The organism is Rhizobium sp. SG741 (assembly GCF_012275435.1).
Lineage (GTDB): Bacteria > Pseudomonadota > Alphaproteobacteria > Rhizobiales > Rhizobiaceae > Rhizobium > Rhizobium lusitanum.
In genome coordinates this window covers 45,255-65,781 of record NZ_JAAZQP010000013.1, presented here as the reverse complement: position 1 = coordinate 65,781, position 20,527 = coordinate 45,255, and the positions used below count along the sequence as shown (strand labels likewise).

The following is a 20,527-nucleotide window of genomic DNA, read 5'->3' as shown; positions in this document are numbered from 1 at the left end:
CAGCTTGCCCCATGTTTCCGGATAGGTTGTTTAGACGATCACCCGAGCAAGCAGTGCCGGCTGGGTGACAAGACCGGCAAGTTGGTTCAATCCGTCCTCGAGCTCACTGCGGTCGGACGCGACGCCGAGGGAAATTCGCACCGCTTCCGTCGTACACTTCCCGACCGCAAAGGCAGAGCTTGGAACGATGAGCAGGCCCGCGCGTACCGCAGCCTCAACCAGGTCGTCAGCGCGCTGGCCGCTGGGCAACCGAAGCCAGAGGTGGTGGCCAAACATGTTAGCGGAGCGATCGAAGGCGCTGAGCAGCGACGATGCGAGTATCTGCCTTGTCAGCGTTTCGCGTCTGATGGCCGCGGTCACTTCCGCCAGTGTTCCATCTATTATCCAACTGCTTGCGAGTGCTGACATGAGCGGAGGCGCCATCAATATCATGGCTCTGGTAACAGATGCGAGTTGCAGGGCGTGTGCTGCCTTGGGCACGAGGACGTAGGCAACCCGCAACGCCGGTGTCGCACACTTGGAAAGTGTCGAAATATGCCAGGTCGCCTCCGGCATGAGATCCGCAAAGGTGCGGCTCGGCCCCTCAAGCAGCGGACCGTAAGGATCATCCTCCACGATCATCACGCCGCAGCGGCGCGCAATTTCCACAATAGCCGCACGTCGCGGTTCGGGCATCGTCGCGGCCGTCGGGTTGTCGATATTGGGAATCACATACAGAAACTTTGGCGGCCTGGTCCGGCAACTGCGCTCGAAATCCTCAGGTAGCAGTCCCTCGCCATCCATTGCGATTGGATCGATTACCAAGCGCATTTGAGCTGCGACAGCCTTCAAACCGGGATAGGTAAATTCGCCGGCGGCGATGACGTCACCTCGAGACAGCAAAAGCTCGCAAATGGAAAAAAGTGCACTCTGGGCGCCAGCCGCAACAACGATACGATCGAAATCGGCGTTCTCGATACGTTGCTTGAGCCATCGGGTCGCCGCTTGCCTATCCGGCTCTGCACCAGCGCTATCCTGATAGTGCAAGTTCAGCAGCCCCTTGCCGTTCGCGAGCACCGCAGCAACCCCTTTGGGCATCAACTGCCGAAAATCGACGCCCTCCGGCTGGCATGGAATGTTCATGCTGAGATCGAGTGCCGCGGGGCGAGCCTTCGAGGTACGCTCGCTCGAATAGTCCCTCACGAAGGTACCCCTGCCGATTTGCGCTTCAATAAGCCCGCGGCGGTGCGCTTCATTGAAGGCCCGGGTCACCGTTGTCAGGTCGACGCCAAGCGCTTCGGCAATGGATCGCTGCGGTGGCAACCGGTCACCCGCAGCAATGATACCAGCCTGGATGTCCTGTTCCAGAGCATCCGCCAAGCCGATATATTTCATTCGGCCACCGCCGACAATTCGCGCTTTCCACATAAACCTAACCGATATTGTATGGCTGTATATCCATACATTTCGCATACCATCCATACATTCGAAAATGAAGCCTAATTCGGGAACTCGCGCGAAATGTCGCAGGCGGCGGCAGATCCCAAGCAAAGCTCTGAAGCGTTTCCGGACCCGTTTGTACCCAATACTGTCGCTCCACGATCGACAAGATCCCTTCACCTCAGCGGTAAATCTATGGAAAGCTGGGGGCGACAAGTTCGCCCATGGTGGCCGCCTGGATCCACGCGACAAGGCTCGGCCTGTTGTCTGGGGCGCTCGTTCCAAGATGACTCAAATCAATGCTGTCCTCATCAAGCTCTGCGATCCATGGGCAAACAGTAGGAGCGACCCCGATGGAACTGATGGAAGCGATCTTTGGCCGGCGCGCCACACGAGCCTTCACGGCGGAACCGGTCGACAGGCCGGTGCTCGAACGACTAGTTGAAGCTGCTATCCAGGCGCCAAGCGCCATCAACGAGCAGCCGTGGGATTTTACAGTCGTCCGCAACAAGCCGCTGCTCGACCGGATTTCGGTCGCGGCCAAGGCTCATGCGCTGAAGAAAAGGGACGCTATTCCGTCCCATCTGCGCCAGCACCTCGAAGATCCCGGGTTTCATATCTTCTATCAGGCCCCGGCGCTGATCGTCATTTCCGCCGGAAGTCGCGACTGGGCTGTAGAAGATGCAGCACTCGCGGCAGAAAACCTGATGCTGGCGGCCTATGCCCAGGGTCTCGGCTCCTGCTGGATCGGCTTTGCCCAGCGCTGGCTGGAGACGGAGGAGGGCCAGAGAGCTATCGGGGTGCCGGAGGCTTTCGTGCCCGTTGCGCCCATCATCGTCGGCCATCCGGCCGCGCCTGTGCCTCCGGTGCCACGCAGTCCCGCACACGTGCGCTGGCTGGATTGATACCAAACCTGCGCTCCATCGGTACGATGGGCGTTCGATCGTCGCAATAGCAGGAAGGGACATGCCCATGCGCCTGAAGGACAAGATTGCCATCGTCACCGGCGGCGGAACGGGCATCGGCGAAGCCATTTGCCATAAGTTCGCGCACGAGGGCGCAAAACTCTTCATCGCCGGCCTGCCGGGCGATCCGGTGGAAGACGTCGCCGCGGCGATCGTCGGACACGGCGGCTCGGCCGTCAGCTATCTCGGCGACCTTTCCGAAACCGACGAGGCGGCGGCTTGCGTCGCTCTCGCCGTTGAGACCTATGGCCGGCTCGATATCCTCATCAACAATGCCGGGGTCTTCATTGCCAATGCCGAGACCGACGCCTATCGGATCGAGGATTTCGACCGAACCTACAAAAACAACATCCGTACCGCCTTCCTGATAACCAAGTTCGCGCTGCCGCATCTGCAGAAGACGCGCGGCAACATCGTCTTCACCGGCTCCGAGGCGGGGTTCAACGGTTCGCCGAACTTCACGCCCTATGGCGGCAGCAAGGGGTTTCTGCATGCCTTTGCGAAGGGGGTGGCGCTCGAACAGGCGGCTTACGGCGTGCGTGCCAATTGCGTCTGCCCGGGCGCGATCGATACTGCCTGGACGCGCGGTGCCGATAGCCCGATCCCGCTTACTGCGCAGGAGGGGATCGGCATGGGAATACCGCTCGGCCGCCGCGGTACGCCGGAAGAAATGGCGAACATCTTCGCCTTTCTGGTATCCGAAGAGGCAAGCTACGTCACCGGTGCACTGTGGTTGGCCGACGGCGGCGTGACGCCAGCCAAAGGCCTCACGAACGTACCGCCGTCGCTCCGTGAGGCGCCTGCCGGCACGTTGGATCTCCATCATTCGCATGATGGTTTACGCGGGAAATTCGTATTCCGGGCACCATCAACCCCAAAAGGATGAAACCGATGAAGGTGGCAGCGGACTGCGAGTTTCTCGATCTTACGGATGCTGCTTGCCGGTTTATCAGAGCAAATCCGATCCGGGGTTCTTTGGACGGCTTTTATAAACGTCCATGAATTTAAGGATGACGGCAGCCTCCCACGAGATGGAGCCTGTGTCTTTGTTGGTGGTTTATCGGATGGATGACACGAAAGGCGCGGAAGCGTCATTATCGACGATCAAGGAAGATTCATTACCCGCCGAGCTTTTGAAGGCTGCGACGCCCGGAGCAAGTATGAAATTCGGCGTCCTCACCGGCTGGGGGCTCGGTTTTCTGGCGCTGGGCGGGCTCATCCTCTTTGTTCTTCATTTCAGCGACTTCAGGGCCTTCACAACCACGCTGATGGCCGCCGACCCGATCTGGCTTGTTGCCGCCGCCCTGTGTCAGGTCCTGACCTACATCTCTGCCGCAGCCGTTTGGGCGCGGGTTCTCAAACGCGCCGGATCTGTTATCGGGATGCCAAGCCTCTTGAGACTAGCGCTGCTCGAACTTTTCGCCAATCAGGCGATACCCACAGGCGGCCTCAGCGGCAGCATTATCGTCGTTCGTGGCCTGATCCATCGTGGCGTGGCATCCTCAGTCGCCGTTACTGCCCTGCTGGTTGCGGCGCTTTCCTACTACGCGGCCTATCTGCTCGTCGGTTTGCTCGCCTTTGTGCTGCTGTGGAACATGGCCGACCTCAGCCGTGCCTTGATGTCGATCTCCGCCATATTCCTCGGCGTCATCATCCTGTTGGCTGGCGCGGTGATCGCGTTGACGCGATCGCGCGGCCGCTTCATCCCTAAGGCTGCGCTGGGATGGAAGCCGGTGGCGCGGATGGTGGCAATGTTCGTCAATATACGCGCCGACATTTTCTACGACGGTCGCCTAATCTTCGAAACCATCGCATTGCAGACCGCGATATTCCTGCTCGATGCGGCCACCCTCTGGTGTGCGGCGAAAGCGGTCAGTCTTTCCATCGAGCCGCCAAAAGTCTTTATCAGTTTCATGATGGGCTCGGTCGTATCAACCCTCTCGCCTGTGCCGATGGGGCTGGGAACCTTTGAGGCGACTTGCACGGCAATGCTGCATTTTCTCGGCGGCACGGTCGAAGCTAGCCTCGCCGCCACGCTGGTCCTGCGCGGCTTCACGCTCTGGCTCCCGATGCTGCCGGGCCTGTGGTTCATGCGACACGAGGCAAAGTTGGCGTCTGAACCGCATGTCCAGACCATTGGCTAAAGCCCAGGAACAAATCATTAAAAGCGTCTATCAACGAAGACGTTCGACGGCGGTATGCAGCAACGCAACTTCGCGTTCAGTGAGTGGGCGTTCCGGCTGCTGCATATGTTATCCGGTGGAGCCCGAGCTGCGCGATCGAAAGAAATAGCGCCATGCCTGATCGCATAAATAACCGAATGCGGAGGCCAGCTCAACTTAAGTGCTTCATTCGGGGTGAGAGAGAATAGAAGATGGGGCATTCAGGTTCCAGGACATGCCGATCGGAGTGAAGGCGAGATCCGCAGTCCCACCGCAAGCTGCGGGAACGATCGATTTGAGAATGACGGAGCCGAAGCCCTGCCGCTCCGACGGAGCGACCGGCGGCCCGTTGCGCTCGGCCCAATGGAACTGAAAAAGCTCTGCCGCTTCGTCCACTGACCAATGGATATAGACCTTCCCGGTCGGCACAGTAAGCGCTCCATGTTTGACCGCATTTGTCGCAAGTTCATGGATTGCCAATGCGAGATATTCAGCCGGCGCCGGTTGCAGCCGGACATCCGGGCCGGCAATCTCTATTTGAGGCGTATCCTGTCTTACCACGAATGAAATTTGAGATCGAACGAGGTCGTTTATCAGGGCCGCCTTCCACTTCTCCTTCTCGAAAACCTGATATGATATAGACAGGCAACGAAGACGTCGCTCCAAAGATGCCTGGAAATCGGCAACAGAAACAGTGTTTTTGGCGATCTGGCGAGAAATGGCCCCGATAATCGCGAACATGTTCCTGGCGCGATGCGTCAGTTCGTTGACGAAAAGCTCGGCAACCTCCGCCCGTGAACGGGCGGGATTTTCTAAGATCGAAACGAGGACGGCGGTTTCAGATGTTTCTAGCGAAATCGGACTTAGCGCAATGTCGACCAATACGTCGGTGCCATCGCGCTTTCGCGCGGTCAGCCTTCGTCCTTCTGCCATTGGGCGCGACCTGGCATGTGACATGAAATCCATTCTGAGCCGTTCGTGGCGCTGTCTGATATCCCTTGGCACCAGTATCTCGATCGGCTCGCCAACCAACGTCTCTTTCGTGTAACCGAACAATTGTTCAGCAGCGCTGTTGACGTGGCGTATCTTCCCGGCCTGATCGACCATGAGCATCGCGGCCGGCGCGTGCTCGAATATAGCTCTTGCCACGAGTGTGGTCGGCTCCGAATACTGAGCGGCTTCCCTGCCGGACCCGGTAGTCGCCAGGCTGCTCTCTGTGACATCTGGTTCAACTTGCGGTTCCGTAGCTCCAAGGGTGTCTTTTTCGCCCATGATTCTCCGTCTCGTTTTCTGGATCCCCGAAATCCCAAGCGGGCACGAGAACATGACTATCGATTGGAAGTCAGCCTGAAAGCCTTGAGCACCTCTCGAGGCCCCGGCTATGGGATAGGGCGTTGAGCCTGTGTTCGACTATATTTTGCTCTGAAGCGTAGCTCGTTAATCCCGGCGTTTGACGATCCCCGCAGCGACCACGTTAAGATGTCTTGCTACGCACAAAACAATCACAAACTGAAAGAGATATTTTTTATTTGCCGAAAACCAGCATTGATGGAGATCAATCTAATCCGCGTGCAAGTGCACTATATTTAACGGGTGCCGGCTGGAGTGGTCGGCTTGGCGTTAGCCGGGCTGGGATGGCACCTTTTCGCTACGACGAGGACCGCTTGAAAACGAGTAGCAGTCAGGAATGAGCTGCCTTCTGTACCTCCGCTTTGTTGTTGAGCAGTTGTCTGGCGCGAAGGCGGATTTTTCGAATCAAGCCGAGGGTAAGGTAGCGAAGCTCCCGACCAACAGGAAGTTGAGGATGAGACCCCACGTCGTCGTTTGCGGCGCAAGAGGTCTCTCCAGCCTTTCGCAATTCATTCTTGGCAGCGTGTCGACAAAGATCGCCCATCGATGCCCTGTGACCTGCATAACCGTTCATCGACCCACCGCATGAGGCCCAACGACTGTTGCGACCGCCATCAGGGAACACTGTGCGCCATCCGTTGGTGAAGCTGATCTCCATAACCTTTTCGCGTTTTCAGCGAACCAAGTCGTTCACCAATGTCCATTGATCTTGAAAGCAGGTCGCTAACCCGCGCCTGTGATCCTGGCAGCCTCGCGAAATGAAACCAGCCTTCGACTGCGGTCGTCCCATAGAACCAGCTTCACGCAGCGCAGGCTTTGCCACAGCGTGATCCTGCCGATGTCGCCGAGTTCCGGATGGTTTCGCAAGACTTCCGGCAGCCGATAATAGGGGATCCGGCTGGAGAGATGGTGCACATGGTGAATGCCGATATTGCCGGTTAACCAGCGAAGGATGAGCGGGAGATCATAGTGGGAGGCGCCATGCAAGGCAGCTTTCGGAAACTGCCATTCCGGTTCTTTCGACCAGTGCGTCTCCTCGAACTGATGTTGCACGTAGAAGAGCCAGATCCCGACAGCCGCAGCCAACAGAACGATCGGCAGGTGGATGAGGAGAAAGGACCAGAGGCCGATTGCCCAGATCATCAGGGCTGCGATCGCCGCCACTGCGACGTTGGTGGCCATGGTCGACATCCAGGGGAGGACACCGTCGCGCATCATACCGACTGGCAGGCGTTGTTGGAACAGGAAGAGCCAGGCGGGTCCAATGCCGAACATCACCAAGGGATGTCGATAGAGACGATATCGAATCCGCCCCCATCGGGAGCGTGCGTTGTATTCGCCCACGGTGAGCGTGGTTATGTCGCCGACGCCGCGCTCGTCGAGATTGCCGGCGGAGGCATGATGCGCTGCATGTGCCTTGCGCCAGTAATCGTAAGGGGTGAGAGTGAGGACGCCAAGAACACGCCCCGTCCAATCGTCGAAGCGACGGCGCGCGAAGAAGGAGCCATGGCCACAATCGTGCTGGATCATGAACAGGCGCAGCAAAAATGCTGCGGCAGGAACAATCAGGATCAGGCCCCACCAGAAGTCATAATGCACTGCCAACCAGGTCAGCATCCAGAAGGCGACGAAGGGAACGGCAGTTATCAGCAGTTCGAAGGTGCTGCGGCCTGTATGCGGCGTGCGGTATTTCGCGAGGATTTTCAGCCAGGCTTTTTCGTCCGAACCGTCGGCAGACTGGGGTAATAACGGTGTGCTCATTATCCGCGACCTGCCTTCTGCGCGGCAGCCACGCGGTAGTAATGTTCGGCGTGCTGGTAGAGGTTCTCGGCCTCGATCCGGTCGCCGGCCTGGGCGCTTTCGCGCGCCAGGAGCATATATTGCTCATATCGGCGTTTGAGATCCCCGGAGATCGTGTGCGCTGCGGGAGCGGCAACCGCGCGGGCCGGCTTATGTCCTGGGCCGCGGGAATTATAGCGTGGTGAATTCAAGTAACAGTTCAAGCCTCGATAAGGCTTGCTCCTCAAAGGTCGTAAATCGGGAAGGATTGACAGCGACTGATGCCGGCTTTCGCCAATGATATCGCCGCCTGTGGCGCGACGTCGCGGCCCTGTATTATACATAAGTCGCCAGGTGAGCCGTTTCAAGTCACGCTAGGCAGCTATCCGCGTGAGAGGTGTGGGGCCGAAGATGGTTGCTCGCAAATGCCGCAGGCAACCAGGAACGGCTATTGCTTCGGAACCTGATCGATGATGCGCGACGCGATGCGGTGCTGCGCAGCCGGAATGGCTCCGCACCGCAACCCGCCGCTACCGCTCTGAATACAGCAACCCAAAACCGCTGGAGCGAACTCAAAAATGGATAAAACTTGGGGGCAAGGTCAGTCGGTCTGGACATGCGCGGATTGTTTCCTCCATGCATGTTGGAAGAACATTGACCTGGCGCTTGCCGATCACCAGGGGAAAATCAATCGCGTCCGTTCGGGGGTGTGGATTTCGTCCCTTACCAAAATCACCGGCTTCCTTCGCGACCTCGGAATGGCCGAATACGAACATTCAGGCTCCTGGCCCTGACACCTATCATGTCGAGATAGGAAGCCGTTCCCCGGCTCTGACTGCGCCTTTCAGTCGATTGCCCGATGGCGCCAATGGGCAGACATAGCGGGACGAATAGGCACACGAAGGAAAATAGCAAAAGTTGAAATCGAGCACTAGTGTGCCGTCTGGACCGACAACTCCGAGATCCGCTCCCTTGATGGTGTCGAGGAGATATCGGCCACCGCCATAGGTCTCGGTCCCGGAGGTCGCGTCGGCAAACGGCAGGAACACGCCACCGCCGTACCCCTCAATCCAGTAAAGCGTCAATTCTCCGCCCAATCTGGCCCCCAGCCCGCTCGTACGGGCGAACGTATACATCGAGAGGTCACCGTCGTCTCCTGTTGCGACGGTTATCCGTTCCGGCGTTACCGGAACGAGCTGAACCGTCAGGCGCAACGAGGGATCATAAGGAAATATAGTGGGCCCTTCGAACGTCTTGCGGTCCGCCGATTCAATTGGCGACTGAGGATGGTCGCGAAACATGGTCGAACGTGTGTCACACCAAAGCCGCCAGGCAGCAGCCGCGTCTGGGCTGGAACGGACCTCGTAGTAGAGATTTGCGATCTTCTCGCGCCACTCCCACAGTTGTAGTGTCTCGTTCAAATCATTTCCTCCCATGTCGGAAATTACGTCGCTCGTTTATCGAAGCGCACGCCCGACCATCTCGGCGTAACTATTTATTTGCCGGTTTGTTGTGGCTACTTACGACGCGTATTTGGGGCGGCATGTCAGCAAGGACCAGACCACAGCTAAAAATCTTCCGGCATATTGAAGGCGAGTTCGGCCATATCTTCAACGACGATGGCCACGGCTGTGAAAAAGCATCCAAGGGTGACCCCGTGGATACCGGATTTAAGCCATTGAAAAATATTTTGTTCTTGCGGAATTTAGCGGTCATATCGGCCTCGCCCATCGCGCCATGGATGTTCCGATTTTCCTAATAATTTCAAATTGTTGCGGGGGACCTTGACGGGGTCATTTTTCAGAGCCGGTACACGGACGATGAATTTGCAGCTTTGAAAAGCCATGGCGATCCTTCGCTCAAGCCTAAATTAGCTCAAGAAGAATCTATTGGCGCTGCCATTTACCCTTTATCGACCCGCCTCGGCCCTCTGTAGACGGTCTGCGGTTGCGGTCTGGTTGCAGAACCGTACCATGCAGCGAGTGATGCGAGAGACCCGAAGTAACAATCGTCAGAACATCCCAACTCCTGGGAGCATTCGCGCGCCGATGAGCGGTTTCTAATATTTCCAGTCTTAAGATCGTTTTAAATTGATTTTTCGCGCGTATCGCTGGCTAGAAACCATGTACATTCTCTGTATGGCTGAATATTAGTATTGTTGCGATCATGCGACACATTGCGTTAACAGTGTTAATAACCAAAAATAGTCAATAGATTGATGCCATCAAGGCTTGCACTCCCCGACATTAACTGTTTCAGGAGATTGCATCGAAATCTATTTTACAAGTAGATGTGATGTCGTCTACGCTTGTAGGTGAATAAGATTTATAAAATGTATCTTTGAAGTATAATTTGGGGAAGGGCGTGGTTTTGGCTTATAAGATGCGATTGATGGCGGCAATCGGGATTTCGATGGCCGTGACTTCTTTATCAAGTGGTTCTGCTGGCGCTATGACATTGCAGCAGGCAATTGAAAAGACAATGAAAACCAATCCACAAATCATGCAAGCGGCGCAGAATCGGGAAGCAACCGAGTTTCAATTACGTCAGGCAAGGGGGCTTTACTTGCCGTCTGTCGATCTCGAGTCCGGTTATGGTCGGAGGAGACTGTCGGATGTCACATCAGGAGCTTTGTCGCGCACCAATGAGTACCTGAATCCTGCTGACGTAAGCTTAACTATTACGCAGACTTTATTTGACGGCGGCGACCGCAAGGCGCAGAAGGACAAGCAGGCGGCCCGTGTCGACGGTGCATCCTTCCGCGTCCAACAGCGGTCGGAAGCTTTGGCGCTGGAAGTAACTCAGGATTATCTTGAATATCTGCTGCAGACGGAGATCGTCGCGGCTGCTGCAAAGAACGTCGCCTTCCACAAGCAGATGGTCGGCAATATCGAGGATAGCATCAAGGGCGGGGCCCTCACCGACGCCGATCGTCTTCAGGGCCGTGAACGCCTGCAGGCAGCTGATGCTCGCCTTCAGGAAGCAAAGAAGGAGCTCGACGCGACGAAGATCCGTTTTCTCCAGGTTGTCGGCGAGTCGATCAGCAATGCGGATCGCCCGGCTTCCGTCGCGCGATACCTGCCCAAGACGTTGGATGACGCGGTCTTCATCGCTCAAAAGAACAATCCACAGATCTCATCGGCCAAAGCTGATGTCAATGCTGCGGACGCCGACGTGCGCGGTTCCAAGTCCGCATTCCTGCCGCGGCTGGACCTTGTCGGCAGCGCCCGTATTGGTGACGATGTCGACGGCAACAAAGGTAACACAAGCGACGTCCAGGTGGGGGTCGTGGCCAAATGGAACCTGTATCATGGTGGCATAGATACGGCCCATCAACAGGAGCTGGTTCGTCGCGCCTCCGAACAGCGTTTTGCGCTGAGCCAGACCTACCGCGAGGTCGACGAGTCCGTCCGCTCCGCTTGGAACGAGCGTACCAACCAAGGTCAGCTGGCGCATATCCTGGATGGGCAGGAAAAGACAAACGCTCAGCTCGTCACGTCCTATCGCGAGCAATTCAAGGTCGGTCAGCGCTCGCTGCTTGATCTACTGGATGCCCAGAACACCCGCTTCAACACCGAGGTTTTGGCCAAGACAGCGGAAGTGGCGTCACTCTTTGCAGAATACAAGATCCTTGCCGCATCGGGCAGCCTGCTGTCGACGATGAAGCTGAAGCCGGTCGATCAGGCGACGCCTTATGCCCGTGATCAGTTCGCTGTTTCGTCGAATACGGCCGATCCTGGATATCCCAAATACGACTCGCACCAGAAGCCCGGCCTGCCGATGGATCTGCTCGAGCCGATTCGTTAATTGTTACAATCCGCATTGGATAGTACGTCATGTTGAACGTAGCACCTGGCGTATCTGCGAGCGTATCGCTGCTGACGTTCAAATCGGCATTTAAATCTGTCGCTGCATTTTACGGTCGTCCGAACTCGGATACTGTGCTGTTTTCGGGCGTCCCGGATGAAATTCTGGAAGCCATGGATTTGGACGATATCGAACGGCTGTCTGAGCGCGTCGGTCTGCAGGTCCTGAAGCATACGGAGCGAGATTGTCGGCTGGGCAATTTCGAGTGTCCGGCCATCGTCATCTTTGCTGACGGCGGTGTTCTGCCGTTGCTCGAAACGACCGAAAGTGGTTCTTACATTACTGAACTCACACCCCTCGTCGGGACAGTGACCTGCCTGACGCAGGACGAACTCACGGCGCTCAACCCGCGATCGGCATTCGCCTTCACACTCTACTATCAGAACTCTTCGGACGATGCGCGCGTCGGCCACGCTATGGAGATCGAGAAACGGCACTGGTTGGCAACGGCGCTGGTACCTTATTGGCGCACCTATGCCCGCGTCATGTTAGCGGCACTGTTCATCAACGTCATCGCACTGGCATCGCCGCTTTTCACCATGAATGTCTATGACCGGGTCCTGCCGAACAAGGCATTTCCAACGCTCTGGGTCCTGACCGCCGGCATCTCATTGGCCTATCTTTTCGATTTTCTGCTGAAGACAGCCCGAGCGTCGCTGATCGACTATGCAGGCCGCAAGGCGGATCTGCGGCTGTCGCAGTTGATCTTCGACAAGATTCTCAACTCGACGCTGGCGTCCCGCCCGCTGTCGACCGGAGAATATGCCAATCGCGTAACGCAATATGAATTCGTGCGCGAGTTCTTCACCTCGAACACGATCGGGGTGTTGATCGATAGCCTCTTCGTCGTGATCTTCCTTGTCGTCATCTATTTGATCGCCGGCTGGCTCGTGATCATTCCGGCCGTTGCTTTCATCCTTTCGGTGGCAATCGGTCTCGTGGCACAGGCCCAAATTGGCAAGCGCATGGCAACGGCAACGAACGAAGCCTCACGCCGCCAGTCGCTGCTTGTGGAGACGATTTCGACGATCGAGACATTGAAGAGCCTCCGCGCCGAGGCGACGATGCTGCGCCGCTGGCAGGAGCTGACGAAATATTCGAGCCGGACCAGCGAGGATATTAAGCACATCTCGTCGAATGCCATGAACATGACGATGTTTTTGCAACAAATGGTCAGTGTGTTTATCGTCATTGCGGGTACGTATGAATTTGCCGACGGAAAAATCGCCATGGGCGCGATCGTTGCAACCGTCATGCTGGCGAGTCGCGCCGGCGCGCCCTTCGGGCAGATCGCCATGACGCTGGCGCGCTTCCGCCAGGCCACCATGTCGCTGCGCATTCTCGACAAGATCATGGAGCAGCCTGATGACCGTCCGTCGACCGCCGGCTTTGTCAACCGGCAGATCAGTAGCGGCGGATTCAGCTTCCAGAATGTTTCCTTCCAATATCCGGGCTCTGACCAGGCGGTCCTCAACCAGCTGTCCTTCACGGTTGCACCTGGCGAAAAGATCGGGATCATTGGCCGCATCGGTTCGGGCAAGACGACCCTGGGCAGGCTCCTTGACGGTCTTTTTCAGCCGGTCAGCGGCCGCGTGCTGATCGATGGGGTCGATATACGCCAATATCATGTGGCGGAGGTGCGTGCCGCCGTCGCTGTCGCTGGCCAGTCGTCGGACCTGTTCTCCGGCACCGTAAAGGAGAACCTGCTGCTCGGCCGGGCCGATGCCACCGATGACGAGCTTCTGGCGGTATCACGAATGACCGGCGTTGAGGAGTTCGTCTCCGTACACCCCCGCGGTTTCGATATGCCTGTTGGCGAGCGCGGTGCAAACCTGTCGAACGGCCAGAAGCAGGCATTGACTATCGCGCGCCTGCTCCTGACCCGCCCGAGGATCGTCTTCCTGGATGAGCCGTCGGGCGCGATGGACTTAGCGAGCGAACGCCACCTTATCAGCAAGCTGAGCAATGCGTTCGGCCCGCAAACGACGCTGCTAGTTGCGACCCATCGTCATAGCATGTTGGAGCTGGTCGACAGGCTGATCGTCATCGACAAGGGCCGCATCATCGCCGATGGGCCCAAAAATGCAGTCATCGAGGCGATGCAGCGCAAGGCAGTGCAATGATGCGTGCCTCTCCCCGCAATATCCATGACAATCCCCCATTCTTTGCCCGTCTGATCCTTGGCCTCTGTGCCTTGATGATCGTCGCTTTCGTTGCCTGGGCGGCCTTTGCCGACATCGACGAGATCGCGCGCGGCGAGGGGAAGGTGATACCGGTATCGAAGACGCAGATTATACAATCCTCTGAGCCCGGTATCGTCCAACAGATCAATGTCAATCTCGGACAGGTCGTCCACAAGGGCGATATGCTGGTCCAGCTCGACAATACAACGACGGCATCGACACTCGGCGAATCGGTTGCCAAGGCTCGCTCGCTTGGCGCCAAAGTAGAGCGCCTGGCCCTGGAGGAGGCGGGTGCCTTCGACGCACAGTTCGTCTGCCCGGCCGATATTCTTGCTACCGCAAAAACCGTCTGCGATAACGAAGAAAAGCTCTTCGAGGCAGATCGCGCTTCCTACAAGAACAAGCTTGATGTTCTCCATCAGCGTCTGAAGCAACATCAGAACGAGCTGGACGAAGCCCGCGCCAACATAGACCGCTTGACGCAGAATATTGTCGGCGCCCAAAAGCAATATGATCTGCTGAGGCCGCTCGGTGAGAAAAAGCTCGTTGCTCAAACGGAGGTCCTCAAGGTCCAGCGAGACCTTGTCGACCTGCAAGGGCAGCTTAAAGTCTATGTCGAAAGTCTCGATCGTCTGCATGCGGCCATAAATGAGGCGACATTACAGGTCGCCGATCTAGGGTTGCAGTTACGACAGCAGGCCCTTACCGACAAGGGACAAGCACTGTCGGAACTTTCCGTCGTCGACGAGACAATCCGCGGGGCGTCCGATCGGGTCAAGCATACGGATATCCGTTCTCCGGTCGACGGCATCGTCAATACGTTGGAGGTCAACACGATCGGCGCATATGTCGACGCCGGCAAGGTCATCGCCGGCGTCGTCCCGACAGCCGACATTCTGTTGATCGAGGCGAAGATTTCGCCACGCGACGTTGCTTTCGTGCGCATCGGCCAGCCGGCGGTCATCAAGATCTCGGCCTATGATTTCTCGATCTTCGGCGCTCTGGACGGTAAGGTCGTCAACATCTCCGCCGATAGCCTTGTCGAAAAGGACAAGAACGAAACCTATTACCTCGTGCGCATCAAGACCGACAAATCGGCGCTGGAACGCGACGGCAAGCACTATCCGATTATCCCAGGCATGGTGGCTTCGGCCGAGATCATGACCGGCCGCAAAACGATCCTGGCCTATCTGATGAAGCCGATTAACAAGGCGCGCTCCGAAGCGCTGACGGAACGGTGAGGACAGTCATGCGCAAAGGAGGCGGGAAGGAAGACGCTGCTATGATAGTCCGGGAGGAAGCCCTTCCATCGGTCGACGGTGATGAACTGGAGCCACGCTTCCGCGCCATAACCGGTGGCGGCGAGCGTCGTGGCATTCGACTGGAGGGAATCTATTGGGATGGCCTCGGACGAATGTCGGAGGCCGGCGGCATCAGCATCGGTGACCTGGTTTCCAACACGGCGGCAGAAATGCCAGAGACTGGCAATCTCACGTCCTTACTGCGGGTGCTGAGCTTTAAATGGGCGTTAAGTCGCCTCAATGCCGTCGAAGATATCGCATCGCTAACCAATCTCAACGCCGTCCTTCAGGCGTCGCCGACACCCGCAGTGGTACTGACGCAAGAGCGAGGGATCAAGCTCTTCAACGATGCCTTCTTGAAGATGCTGCGTCATCGCCTGCCGCTGATCGATGATGTTCAGCAGACGGCGCGCACGCTACGCCTGTCGATTGACACCCAGATCCAAGAGGTCCTTTCCATCCTATCGGTCAATCGTGGCAAGACGGTGAACACCGGCTTCAAGATCGGCTTCGGTTCGCAATCGCTGAAGGGCCAGATCAGTCTGGCGTTGGCGCCGACGCACGAGGCGTTGATGCTGATCGGCTATCTTTCCGTCTACTGAGAATGCCATCGCTTTGTTATGCGCGAAGCTTGCTTCGGAAGGCCTGGAAGCGTGTTCGGCTAGTGAACCTCGCCTTCGCCGGGGACCACCTTGGTGAGCGGCACTGCGGCGACAACCCCTTGTGCACGAGGATCGCGCGAGCCGTGCAGATAGCCGCGACCGGTAACGATCGAATAGAGAGGCAGATATCCTGCAATCCGTTTGTCGGACAAGACCTCGTCGCGCATGTTGTCGAGGATAAGATTATTACCGCTGACGGAGACCGACAGGACGGCGTGGTAGAAATGCCGCTGCTGGTCGAATAGGACGACCAGTGTCATTTGGTCGAGATCGACGCCAGCCTCATAGAGTGCGGCCATCTTCAAGATAGCGTAGTCCTCGCAGTCGCCCTGCTGATGCGACAGTGCTTCACTTGGTTTCGCCCAGTAATCTGCCATATGATAGGTGTCCATGTCGCTGGCGTAGCGGATGGCATGGTTAACCGTGTAATTGACGGTATTAATCTTGTCGCGGATCGACGCGCCGGCAATCCTTGTTTCAGCCTCAGCGATGGCGCTTTCGGCTGCATTGCATCCACCTGCAGCGCAATCGAGCGACTTGCCGGACCGGATTTCGGCAAGCGGGCCGGCGAAATTGTCAAGCGCGGCAAGATGTTTGAACGGAATGGCGACGGTGCCGAACACTGAGTTGCCCAAAGGAGCGTTGCTCGGCTTTGTGGGAGGTACCGGCTCAGACGCAGTCCGGTCATTGTGCGGAAGGCCGCCCGGCGCAACCGCGAGGCTCTTGTTCAATGCCGCGGCGTCGATGCCGCTGATGGCCTTTGCCGCGTTTCTGAAGGTTGGCGCGAAGAGATCGATGGCAGTATCGACCAGCGGGTCCTGGAAAAGCTTGACAACAGGGCTGACGGTATCGTCGGTCGCTGCCATGCTAATGGTCGGTGACGAAAGACCGAAGGCAAAGGAAGCTGCGGTAAGTACTGAAAGTATATTTTTCCTGTTCTTGCGTGCCATTAGCGCTCAACTCTCCCTGATTGAGAGAATATTGCGCGATATTCCTGAATATGACGTTCGAATACATGGATAAATTAAGTATAAATTAAGGGATCAAATAAGTATAAAATTGTACGGAATGCAATGGAAAATCATTAAGCATGATCTCGACAGGGGTAACGAAGTGATCCACCCTGACGCAAGAGTGGATAACGCAGCTCTGCCGTCATGGTGACAGCGGGTCTCAGTATCTATTATGCTCAATGAAGCCTGTCTGCTTCAGAACGACTGTGAGGGTTGTGTGGAAACCTTCAGCTTGCCATCGTTGATCGAATTGATCACCATTCTGCGCTCCACCTGACCGGTGGCATTGAAGCGGAAGAGCCCGGTCGTGCCACGGAAGCCGACCTTGTTCCTCAAATTGCCTGCGGTGATGGCTTGCGGCCCCTGGGAACGGATGAGGCCCGAGGCGATCGCCATGGCGTCGTAACCATAGGAGCCGTAGGTCGTCAGCGGGCGATTGAAATGGCGCTGGTAGCGCTCGGCGATGAGCCCGCTGCTTTGCGTGTCGTCCGTCGCGATAAAGGCGCCGGTCACAGCCGGCGTCGCATAGACCGATTGCGGCCAGTTGTTGGTACCGACCAGCGCCTGGCCGGGAATGGCTGCGCTGCGCGCGGCGCTTGCCACCGCGCCGATTTCCGGGGTGTTGCCGAGAATGACCACGATTTCGGCCGACTGAATGAGCGGTCGATTCTTGGTGAAGATATCGGCGGACTGATCACTTGCGCCGTAACGGCCAAGGCCCATGAAGGTGTTGCCACTGTTCCAGAGGGCGTTGCCCAATCTCGTAGCGTCGGATTGGGAAAAATCAGCAGGCACCAGCGCCGAAACCTTTTTGTGGCCTGCAGGTGCTGCCGCCTTCACGCCCTCCGTCGCGCTGTCGATTTCATCCGAGGCCAAATTGAAGACGTCTCCGCCGGTTGCTGCACTCGCAAGGTTAAGCAATGGGGGACGCTGGGCGGGTGGAATGGCAGCGATGGAAGCCGTCTCGGCCGGCGGCAGATAACTGACGATCAGGGCTGCATTCCGACCCTTGGCCGCCGTGACCTGTGCGACAACGCCGGCAAGTCCCGGGCCGACATTCTTAACGCGCAGCCGAACTTGATTGTTGCCGAGTTCACCGACGCCAAGCACTGCCCCGTCGCGAACATCGCGGGCCGGACCTTCATAGAGACCGGCGGCACCCTTGCGCAGCAATAGCGTGATTTCCGCGCCGCTGTCGCCGCCATAGGTCTCTTCAATGGCAGTGGACGGCATTTTTATCTCGTCCTTCTTGCCGTTGTTCTCCAATCCGACGCCGTCCATCTGACAGCCGGCGAGGCCGGCACAGAGGATGAAGGTTGCACTGCGTGCTGGTCGCCCATGCGGTCTTCGCTGCAGCCACTCGGACAAAAAACTTAACGAAAGGCTGATCGCAAACGGCACAACTACTCCCCCCGATTCTCAACGTCAGACTGCAACAGCCTATAACGTCGCATTAGCACACCGCGGCTGACGTAAAGTCAAGCAGTACACTTAACAAGGTGTTCTTTAGGTGAGTTAACCATCGGTAAAATAATTCTGCGACGGTGCATAACCGGCTATATCAGCGAGGTTAACGAAGTATTGCAATCAACCGGTTCCCGTAATTGATTGCGGCACATTACGAAACACCGGGAACCAGATCCATGGACGACTTGCGCATTTCGACCGTAGACCACGAAGCTGCTTCGCATGATTTCGCATCAGGTGGCCGGGATGCGAGCGTTGCAGCCGATATCAGCTCCGATCATTTGCTGCCGTTGTCGCAGAATGCTGATGTCGCTGCGTTCGAGGTGGCACAAACCGAGGAGCAGCAGGCGAATGGCAAGACGGGGCGCCTGAGCGCCAACGACCCACAAAACGCCGTCGCTCGTCAGCCGGTCCAGATCGTGCCCGACAATGGCAATGTGGTCCATCTGCCGCCGAATACCTCCATCGACGACATTCATGTCGAGGGACGTAATCTTGTTCTCGTCCAGGCTGACGGTACGCGCATTATCATTATCAATGGAGCGCTGCACGTTCCAACCTTCCTGATCGGTGAAGTCACACTGCCGCAGCAGGCCGTCGTCGCCGCACTGCAGCAGCAGGGTATCAACGTTGCTGAAGGTCCCGACGGTTCGGTTCACGCCGGCAATAGCACGGATTCCGGCCACCAGTTCACGGACAGCCAGGCTGGGAATGCCCGTACGCCGCTTAACCTGATTGGCCTTCTCGGTCCCGGCGACATAATCGGCGGCGGTAACGGCGCCAATCTGTCCGGCACCCAGACTCGTGTTCCGTTCATCGATCAGCAGGCGACCGAAACGGCTTCGCTGATCGAAAGCGGCAGCAGCACTGGCGCCTTCCTTACGACCAGCAGTACCGGCCGCTTCGGCTTCGGCGGCAATAATGCCGCGATCACGACCGTCACGCTGGTCGGAGAGGCAGAAATCACCGGCAGCGGCACGCAGCAGCTGTCGGGTCTAACCTCCGGCGGCATTCCCGTTGTCGTCACCCAGAGCGGACAGACCGTCACCGGCGTCGCCAATGGCCTCACCGTCTTCACGCTGGTATTCAACGCTTCGACCGGCGACTATACTTTTACCCAGCTCGCTGCCCTGGACCATCCCCGGGGTGCCAATGCGTCGAGCGATGTGCTTCAGCTTCAATTCCGGTACACGGTCTCCGACACGAGCGGCCATACCGTTGCGTCAGTCGCGAGTGTCGACATTACAGACAGCGTGCCGGTTGCGGCCGCAGGGACTGCGGGTTCGGTCACCGAGGCGGCCCTGGCTTCTGGCAACGCAGCCCTAAGCCATGACACAGGCGCAGCGGCGGCCACCGGCTCGCTTAACATTTCCTGGGGCGCAGACAGCTCAAATAGCAACCAGGCAGGCCTCGGCGATCGTTCGGTTGCCTTCACCAGTGCAGCGGTCGCGGCGCAGGGCCAGGACGGTGAAGCGCTGAGCTCGCATGGTCTTGCCGTCCATACGGCGCTGCTGGCCGACGGCACTCTGGTTGGTTACACCGGCGAGGCCGCTCCGACGGCGACCTCCGCATCCAACGTCGTCTTCTACGCGACGGTGTCGGACACCGACAACGGCCACTACAACTTCACCCTCGTGCAGTCGCTCGACGACGCCAAGGGCTCGGACGCCATCAAGCTGACTTTCGGTTACACAGCAACGGATTCTGACGGCGATAGCGCCACGAACACCTTCACCGTCACTGTCGCCGACGACAAGCCTGTCGCGGCAACCGGCGATGCAGGCTCGGTCACGGAAGGCGCGTTGGCAAGCGGCAACGAGAACCCGCATGTCGGGACCGACGCCGTCGCCACCGGCTCGCTCAACATCTCCTGGGGTGCCGACAATGCCAACACCGACCAGTCGGGCGCCGGCGATCGTTCGGTTGCCTTCACCAGTGCAACGGTCGCGGCGCAGGGCCAGGACGGTGAAGCGCTGAGCTCGCATGGTCTTGCCGTCCATACGGCGCTGCTGGCCGACGGCACTCTGGTTGGTTACACTGGTGAGGCCGCCCCGACGGCGACCTCCGCATCCAACGTCGTCTTCTACGCGACGGTGTCGGACACCGACAACGGCCACTACAACTTCACCCTCGTGCAGTCGCTCGACGACGCCAAGGGCTCGGACGCCATCAAGCTGACTTTCGGTTACACAGCAACGGATTCTGACGGCGATAGCGCCACGAACACCTTCACTGTCACTGTCGCCGACGACAAGCCTGTCGCCGCAACCGGCGATGCAGGCTCGGTCACGGAAGGCGCGTTGGCAAGCGGCAACGAGAACCCGCATGTCGGGACCGACGCCGTCGCCACCGGCTCGCT

Annotated in this window: 15 protein-coding genes and 1 pseudogene; 8 read left to right on the top strand and 8 right to left on the bottom strand. The window is 57.8% G+C overall.

The annotated features are described in order from the left end of the window. Positions 1 to 30: 30 nt before the first annotated feature. On the bottom strand, positions 31 to 1,599 hold the full coding sequence (locus tag FHT29_RS27395) for a PLP-dependent aminotransferase family protein (RefSeq protein WP_348644899.1): 1,569 nt from the start codon (positions 1,597 to 1,599) through the stop codon (positions 31 to 33). 173 nt (positions 1,600 to 1,772) lie between these two features. Between FHT29_RS27395 and FHT29_RS27390 the strand changes: the two genes are divergently transcribed. The 3 genes from FHT29_RS27390 to FHT29_RS27380 all read left to right on the top strand — a co-directional run bounded on the left by FHT29_RS27390 (position 1,773) and on the right by FHT29_RS27380 (position 4,528). Further along, entirely contained in the window at positions 1,773 to 2,324 is a 552-nt protein-coding gene (locus FHT29_RS27390) for a nitroreductase family protein (RefSeq protein WP_168600568.1), read from the top strand. A gap of 61 nt (positions 2,325 to 2,385) precedes the next feature. Continuing rightward, positions 2,386 to 3,270 carry an SDR family oxidoreductase gene (locus FHT29_RS27385; RefSeq protein ID WP_168600567.1) on the top strand — a complete coding sequence of 295 codons (885 nt, stop codon included), beginning with the start codon at positions 2,386 to 2,388 and terminating at the stop codon, positions 3,268 to 3,270. 274 nt (positions 3,271 to 3,544) lie between these two features. Next, positions 3,545 to 4,528 carry a lysylphosphatidylglycerol synthase transmembrane domain-containing protein gene (locus FHT29_RS27380; protein WP_168600566.1) on the top strand — a complete coding sequence of 328 codons (984 nt, stop codon included), beginning with the start codon at positions 3,545 to 3,547 and terminating at the stop codon, positions 4,526 to 4,528. 204 nt (positions 4,529 to 4,732) lie between these two features. Here the strand turns inward: FHT29_RS27380 and FHT29_RS27375 are convergent, their stop codons facing one another. The 5 genes from FHT29_RS27375 to FHT29_RS27350 form a co-directional block, all read right to left on the bottom strand. Further along, complete coding sequence (locus FHT29_RS27375) at positions 4,733 to 5,818, bottom strand: PAS domain S-box protein (RefSeq protein WP_168600565.1); 1,086 nt, start codon at positions 5,816 to 5,818, stop codon at positions 4,733 to 4,735. An 801-nt stretch (positions 5,819 to 6,619) separates the two neighbouring features. Next, a complete protein-coding gene (locus FHT29_RS27365) occupies positions 6,620 to 7,657 on the bottom strand; it encodes a fatty acid desaturase (RefSeq protein WP_168600563.1) in 1,038 nt (345 codons plus the stop codon). Continuing rightward, entirely contained in the window at positions 7,657 to 7,887 is a 231-nt protein-coding gene (locus tag FHT29_RS34725; RefSeq protein WP_246703151.1) for a DUF4167 domain-containing protein, read from the bottom strand. Before FHT29_RS34725 ends, FHT29_RS27365 begins: the two co-directional genes overlap by 1 nt. 360 nt (positions 7,888 to 8,247) lie before the next feature. Continuing rightward, positions 8,248 to 8,451, bottom strand: a complete 204-nt coding sequence (locus tag FHT29_RS27355; protein ID WP_168600561.1) for a hypothetical protein — start codon at positions 8,449 to 8,451, stop codon at positions 8,248 to 8,250. Positions 8,452 to 8,475: 24 nt separating this feature from the next. Then, positions 8,476 to 9,111: a DUF1684 domain-containing protein gene (locus FHT29_RS27350; protein ID WP_168600560.1), complete on the bottom strand. Its 636-nt coding sequence runs from the start codon at positions 9,109 to 9,111 to the stop codon at positions 8,476 to 8,478. A 955-nt stretch (positions 9,112 to 10,066) separates the two neighbouring features. On the opposite strand from FHT29_RS27350, the gene FHT29_RS27345 reads away from it, so the two are divergent. Genes FHT29_RS27345 through FHT29_RS27330 form a run of 4 tightly spaced genes read left to right on the top strand, consistent with a single transcriptional unit; the run spans position 10,067 to position 15,628 of the window. Further along, positions 10,067 to 11,482, top strand: coding sequence for a TolC family outer membrane protein (locus tag FHT29_RS27345; protein WP_092574556.1), 1,416 nt, complete (start codon positions 10,067 to 10,069; stop codon positions 11,480 to 11,482). A gap of 29 nt (positions 11,483 to 11,511) precedes the next feature. Then, positions 11,512 to 13,665 (top strand): type I secretion system permease/ATPase, encoded by a 2,154-nt coding sequence (locus tag FHT29_RS27340; protein WP_037198133.1) that lies wholly within the window; start codon positions 11,512 to 11,514, stop codon positions 13,663 to 13,665. After that, positions 13,665 to 14,966 (top strand): HlyD family type I secretion periplasmic adaptor subunit, encoded by a 1,302-nt coding sequence (locus tag FHT29_RS27335; protein ID WP_168600559.1) that lies wholly within the window; start codon positions 13,665 to 13,667, stop codon positions 14,964 to 14,966. Before FHT29_RS27340 ends, FHT29_RS27335 begins: the two co-directional genes overlap by 1 nt. Before the next feature lie 41 nt (positions 14,967 to 15,007). Beyond that, the gene (locus tag FHT29_RS27330; RefSeq protein ID WP_234903929.1) at positions 15,008 to 15,628 is read left to right on the top strand and encodes a ribbon-helix-helix domain-containing protein; all 621 of its coding nucleotides are present in this window, start codon (positions 15,008 to 15,010) and stop codon (positions 15,626 to 15,628) included. A 59-nt stretch (positions 15,629 to 15,687) separates the two neighbouring features. Here the strand turns inward: FHT29_RS27330 and FHT29_RS27325 are convergent, their stop codons facing one another. Together FHT29_RS27325 and FHT29_RS27320 are read right to left on the bottom strand one after the other, a co-directional pair. Then, positions 15,688 to 16,554, bottom strand: coding sequence for a transglutaminase-like cysteine peptidase (locus FHT29_RS27325; RefSeq protein ID WP_246703149.1), 867 nt, complete (start codon positions 16,552 to 16,554; stop codon positions 15,688 to 15,690). Between the two features lie 342 nt (positions 16,555 to 16,896). Then, positions 16,897 to 17,934, bottom strand: a complete 1,038-nt coding sequence (locus FHT29_RS27320) for a hypothetical protein (RefSeq protein ID WP_168600557.1) — start codon at positions 17,932 to 17,934, stop codon at positions 16,897 to 16,899. Between the two features lie 410 nt (positions 17,935 to 18,344). Between FHT29_RS27320 and FHT29_RS27315 the strand changes: the two are divergent. After that, positions 18,345 to 20,527, top strand: a pseudogene (locus FHT29_RS27315) (DUF5801 repeats-in-toxin domain-containing protein); the annotation flags it as partial.

Excerpts from the sequence above, each read along its gene's own strand:
- FHT29_RS27335 (WP_168600559.1), top strand. The coding sequence starts at position 13,665 with ATGCGTGCCTCTCCCCGCAATATCCATGACAATCCCCCATTCTTTGCC.
- FHT29_RS27325 (WP_246703149.1), bottom strand. The coding sequence starts at position 16,554 with ATGGCAGCGACCGACGATACCGTCAGCCCTGTTGTCAAGCTTTTCCAG.
- FHT29_RS27330 (WP_234903929.1), top strand. The coding sequence starts at position 15,008 with ATGATAGTCCGGGAGGAAGCCCTTCCATCGGTCGACGGTGATGAACTG.
- FHT29_RS27380 (WP_168600566.1), top strand. The coding sequence starts at position 3,545 with ATGAAATTCGGCGTCCTCACCGGCTGGGGGCTCGGTTTTCTGGCGCTG.
- FHT29_RS27390 (WP_168600568.1), top strand. The coding sequence starts at position 1,773 with ATGGAACTGATGGAAGCGATCTTTGGCCGGCGCGCCACACGAGCCTTC.
- FHT29_RS27385 (WP_168600567.1), top strand. The coding sequence starts at position 2,386 with ATGCCCATGCGCCTGAAGGACAAGATTGCCATCGTCACCGGCGGCGGA.
- FHT29_RS27350 (WP_168600560.1), bottom strand. The coding sequence starts at position 9,111 with ATGGGAGGAAATGATTTGAACGAGACACTACAACTGTGGGAGTGGCGC.
- FHT29_RS27340 (WP_037198133.1), top strand. The coding sequence starts at position 11,512 with ATGTTGAACGTAGCACCTGGCGTATCTGCGAGCGTATCGCTGCTGACG.
- FHT29_RS27320 (WP_168600557.1), bottom strand. The coding sequence starts at position 17,934 with ATGCCGTCCACTGCCATTGAAGAGACCTATGGCGGCGACAGCGGCGCG.
- FHT29_RS27355 (WP_168600561.1), bottom strand. The coding sequence starts at position 8,451 with ATGTTCGTATTCGGCCATTCCGAGGTCGCGAAGGAAGCCGGTGATTTT.
- FHT29_RS27365 (WP_168600563.1), bottom strand. The coding sequence starts at position 7,657 with ATGAGCACACCGTTATTACCCCAGTCTGCCGACGGTTCGGACGAAAAA.
- FHT29_RS27345 (WP_092574556.1), top strand. The coding sequence starts at position 10,067 with ATGGCGGCAATCGGGATTTCGATGGCCGTGACTTCTTTATCAAGTGGT.
- FHT29_RS27375 (WP_168600565.1), bottom strand. The coding sequence starts at position 5,818 with ATGGGCGAAAAAGACACCCTTGGAGCTACGGAACCGCAAGTTGAACCA.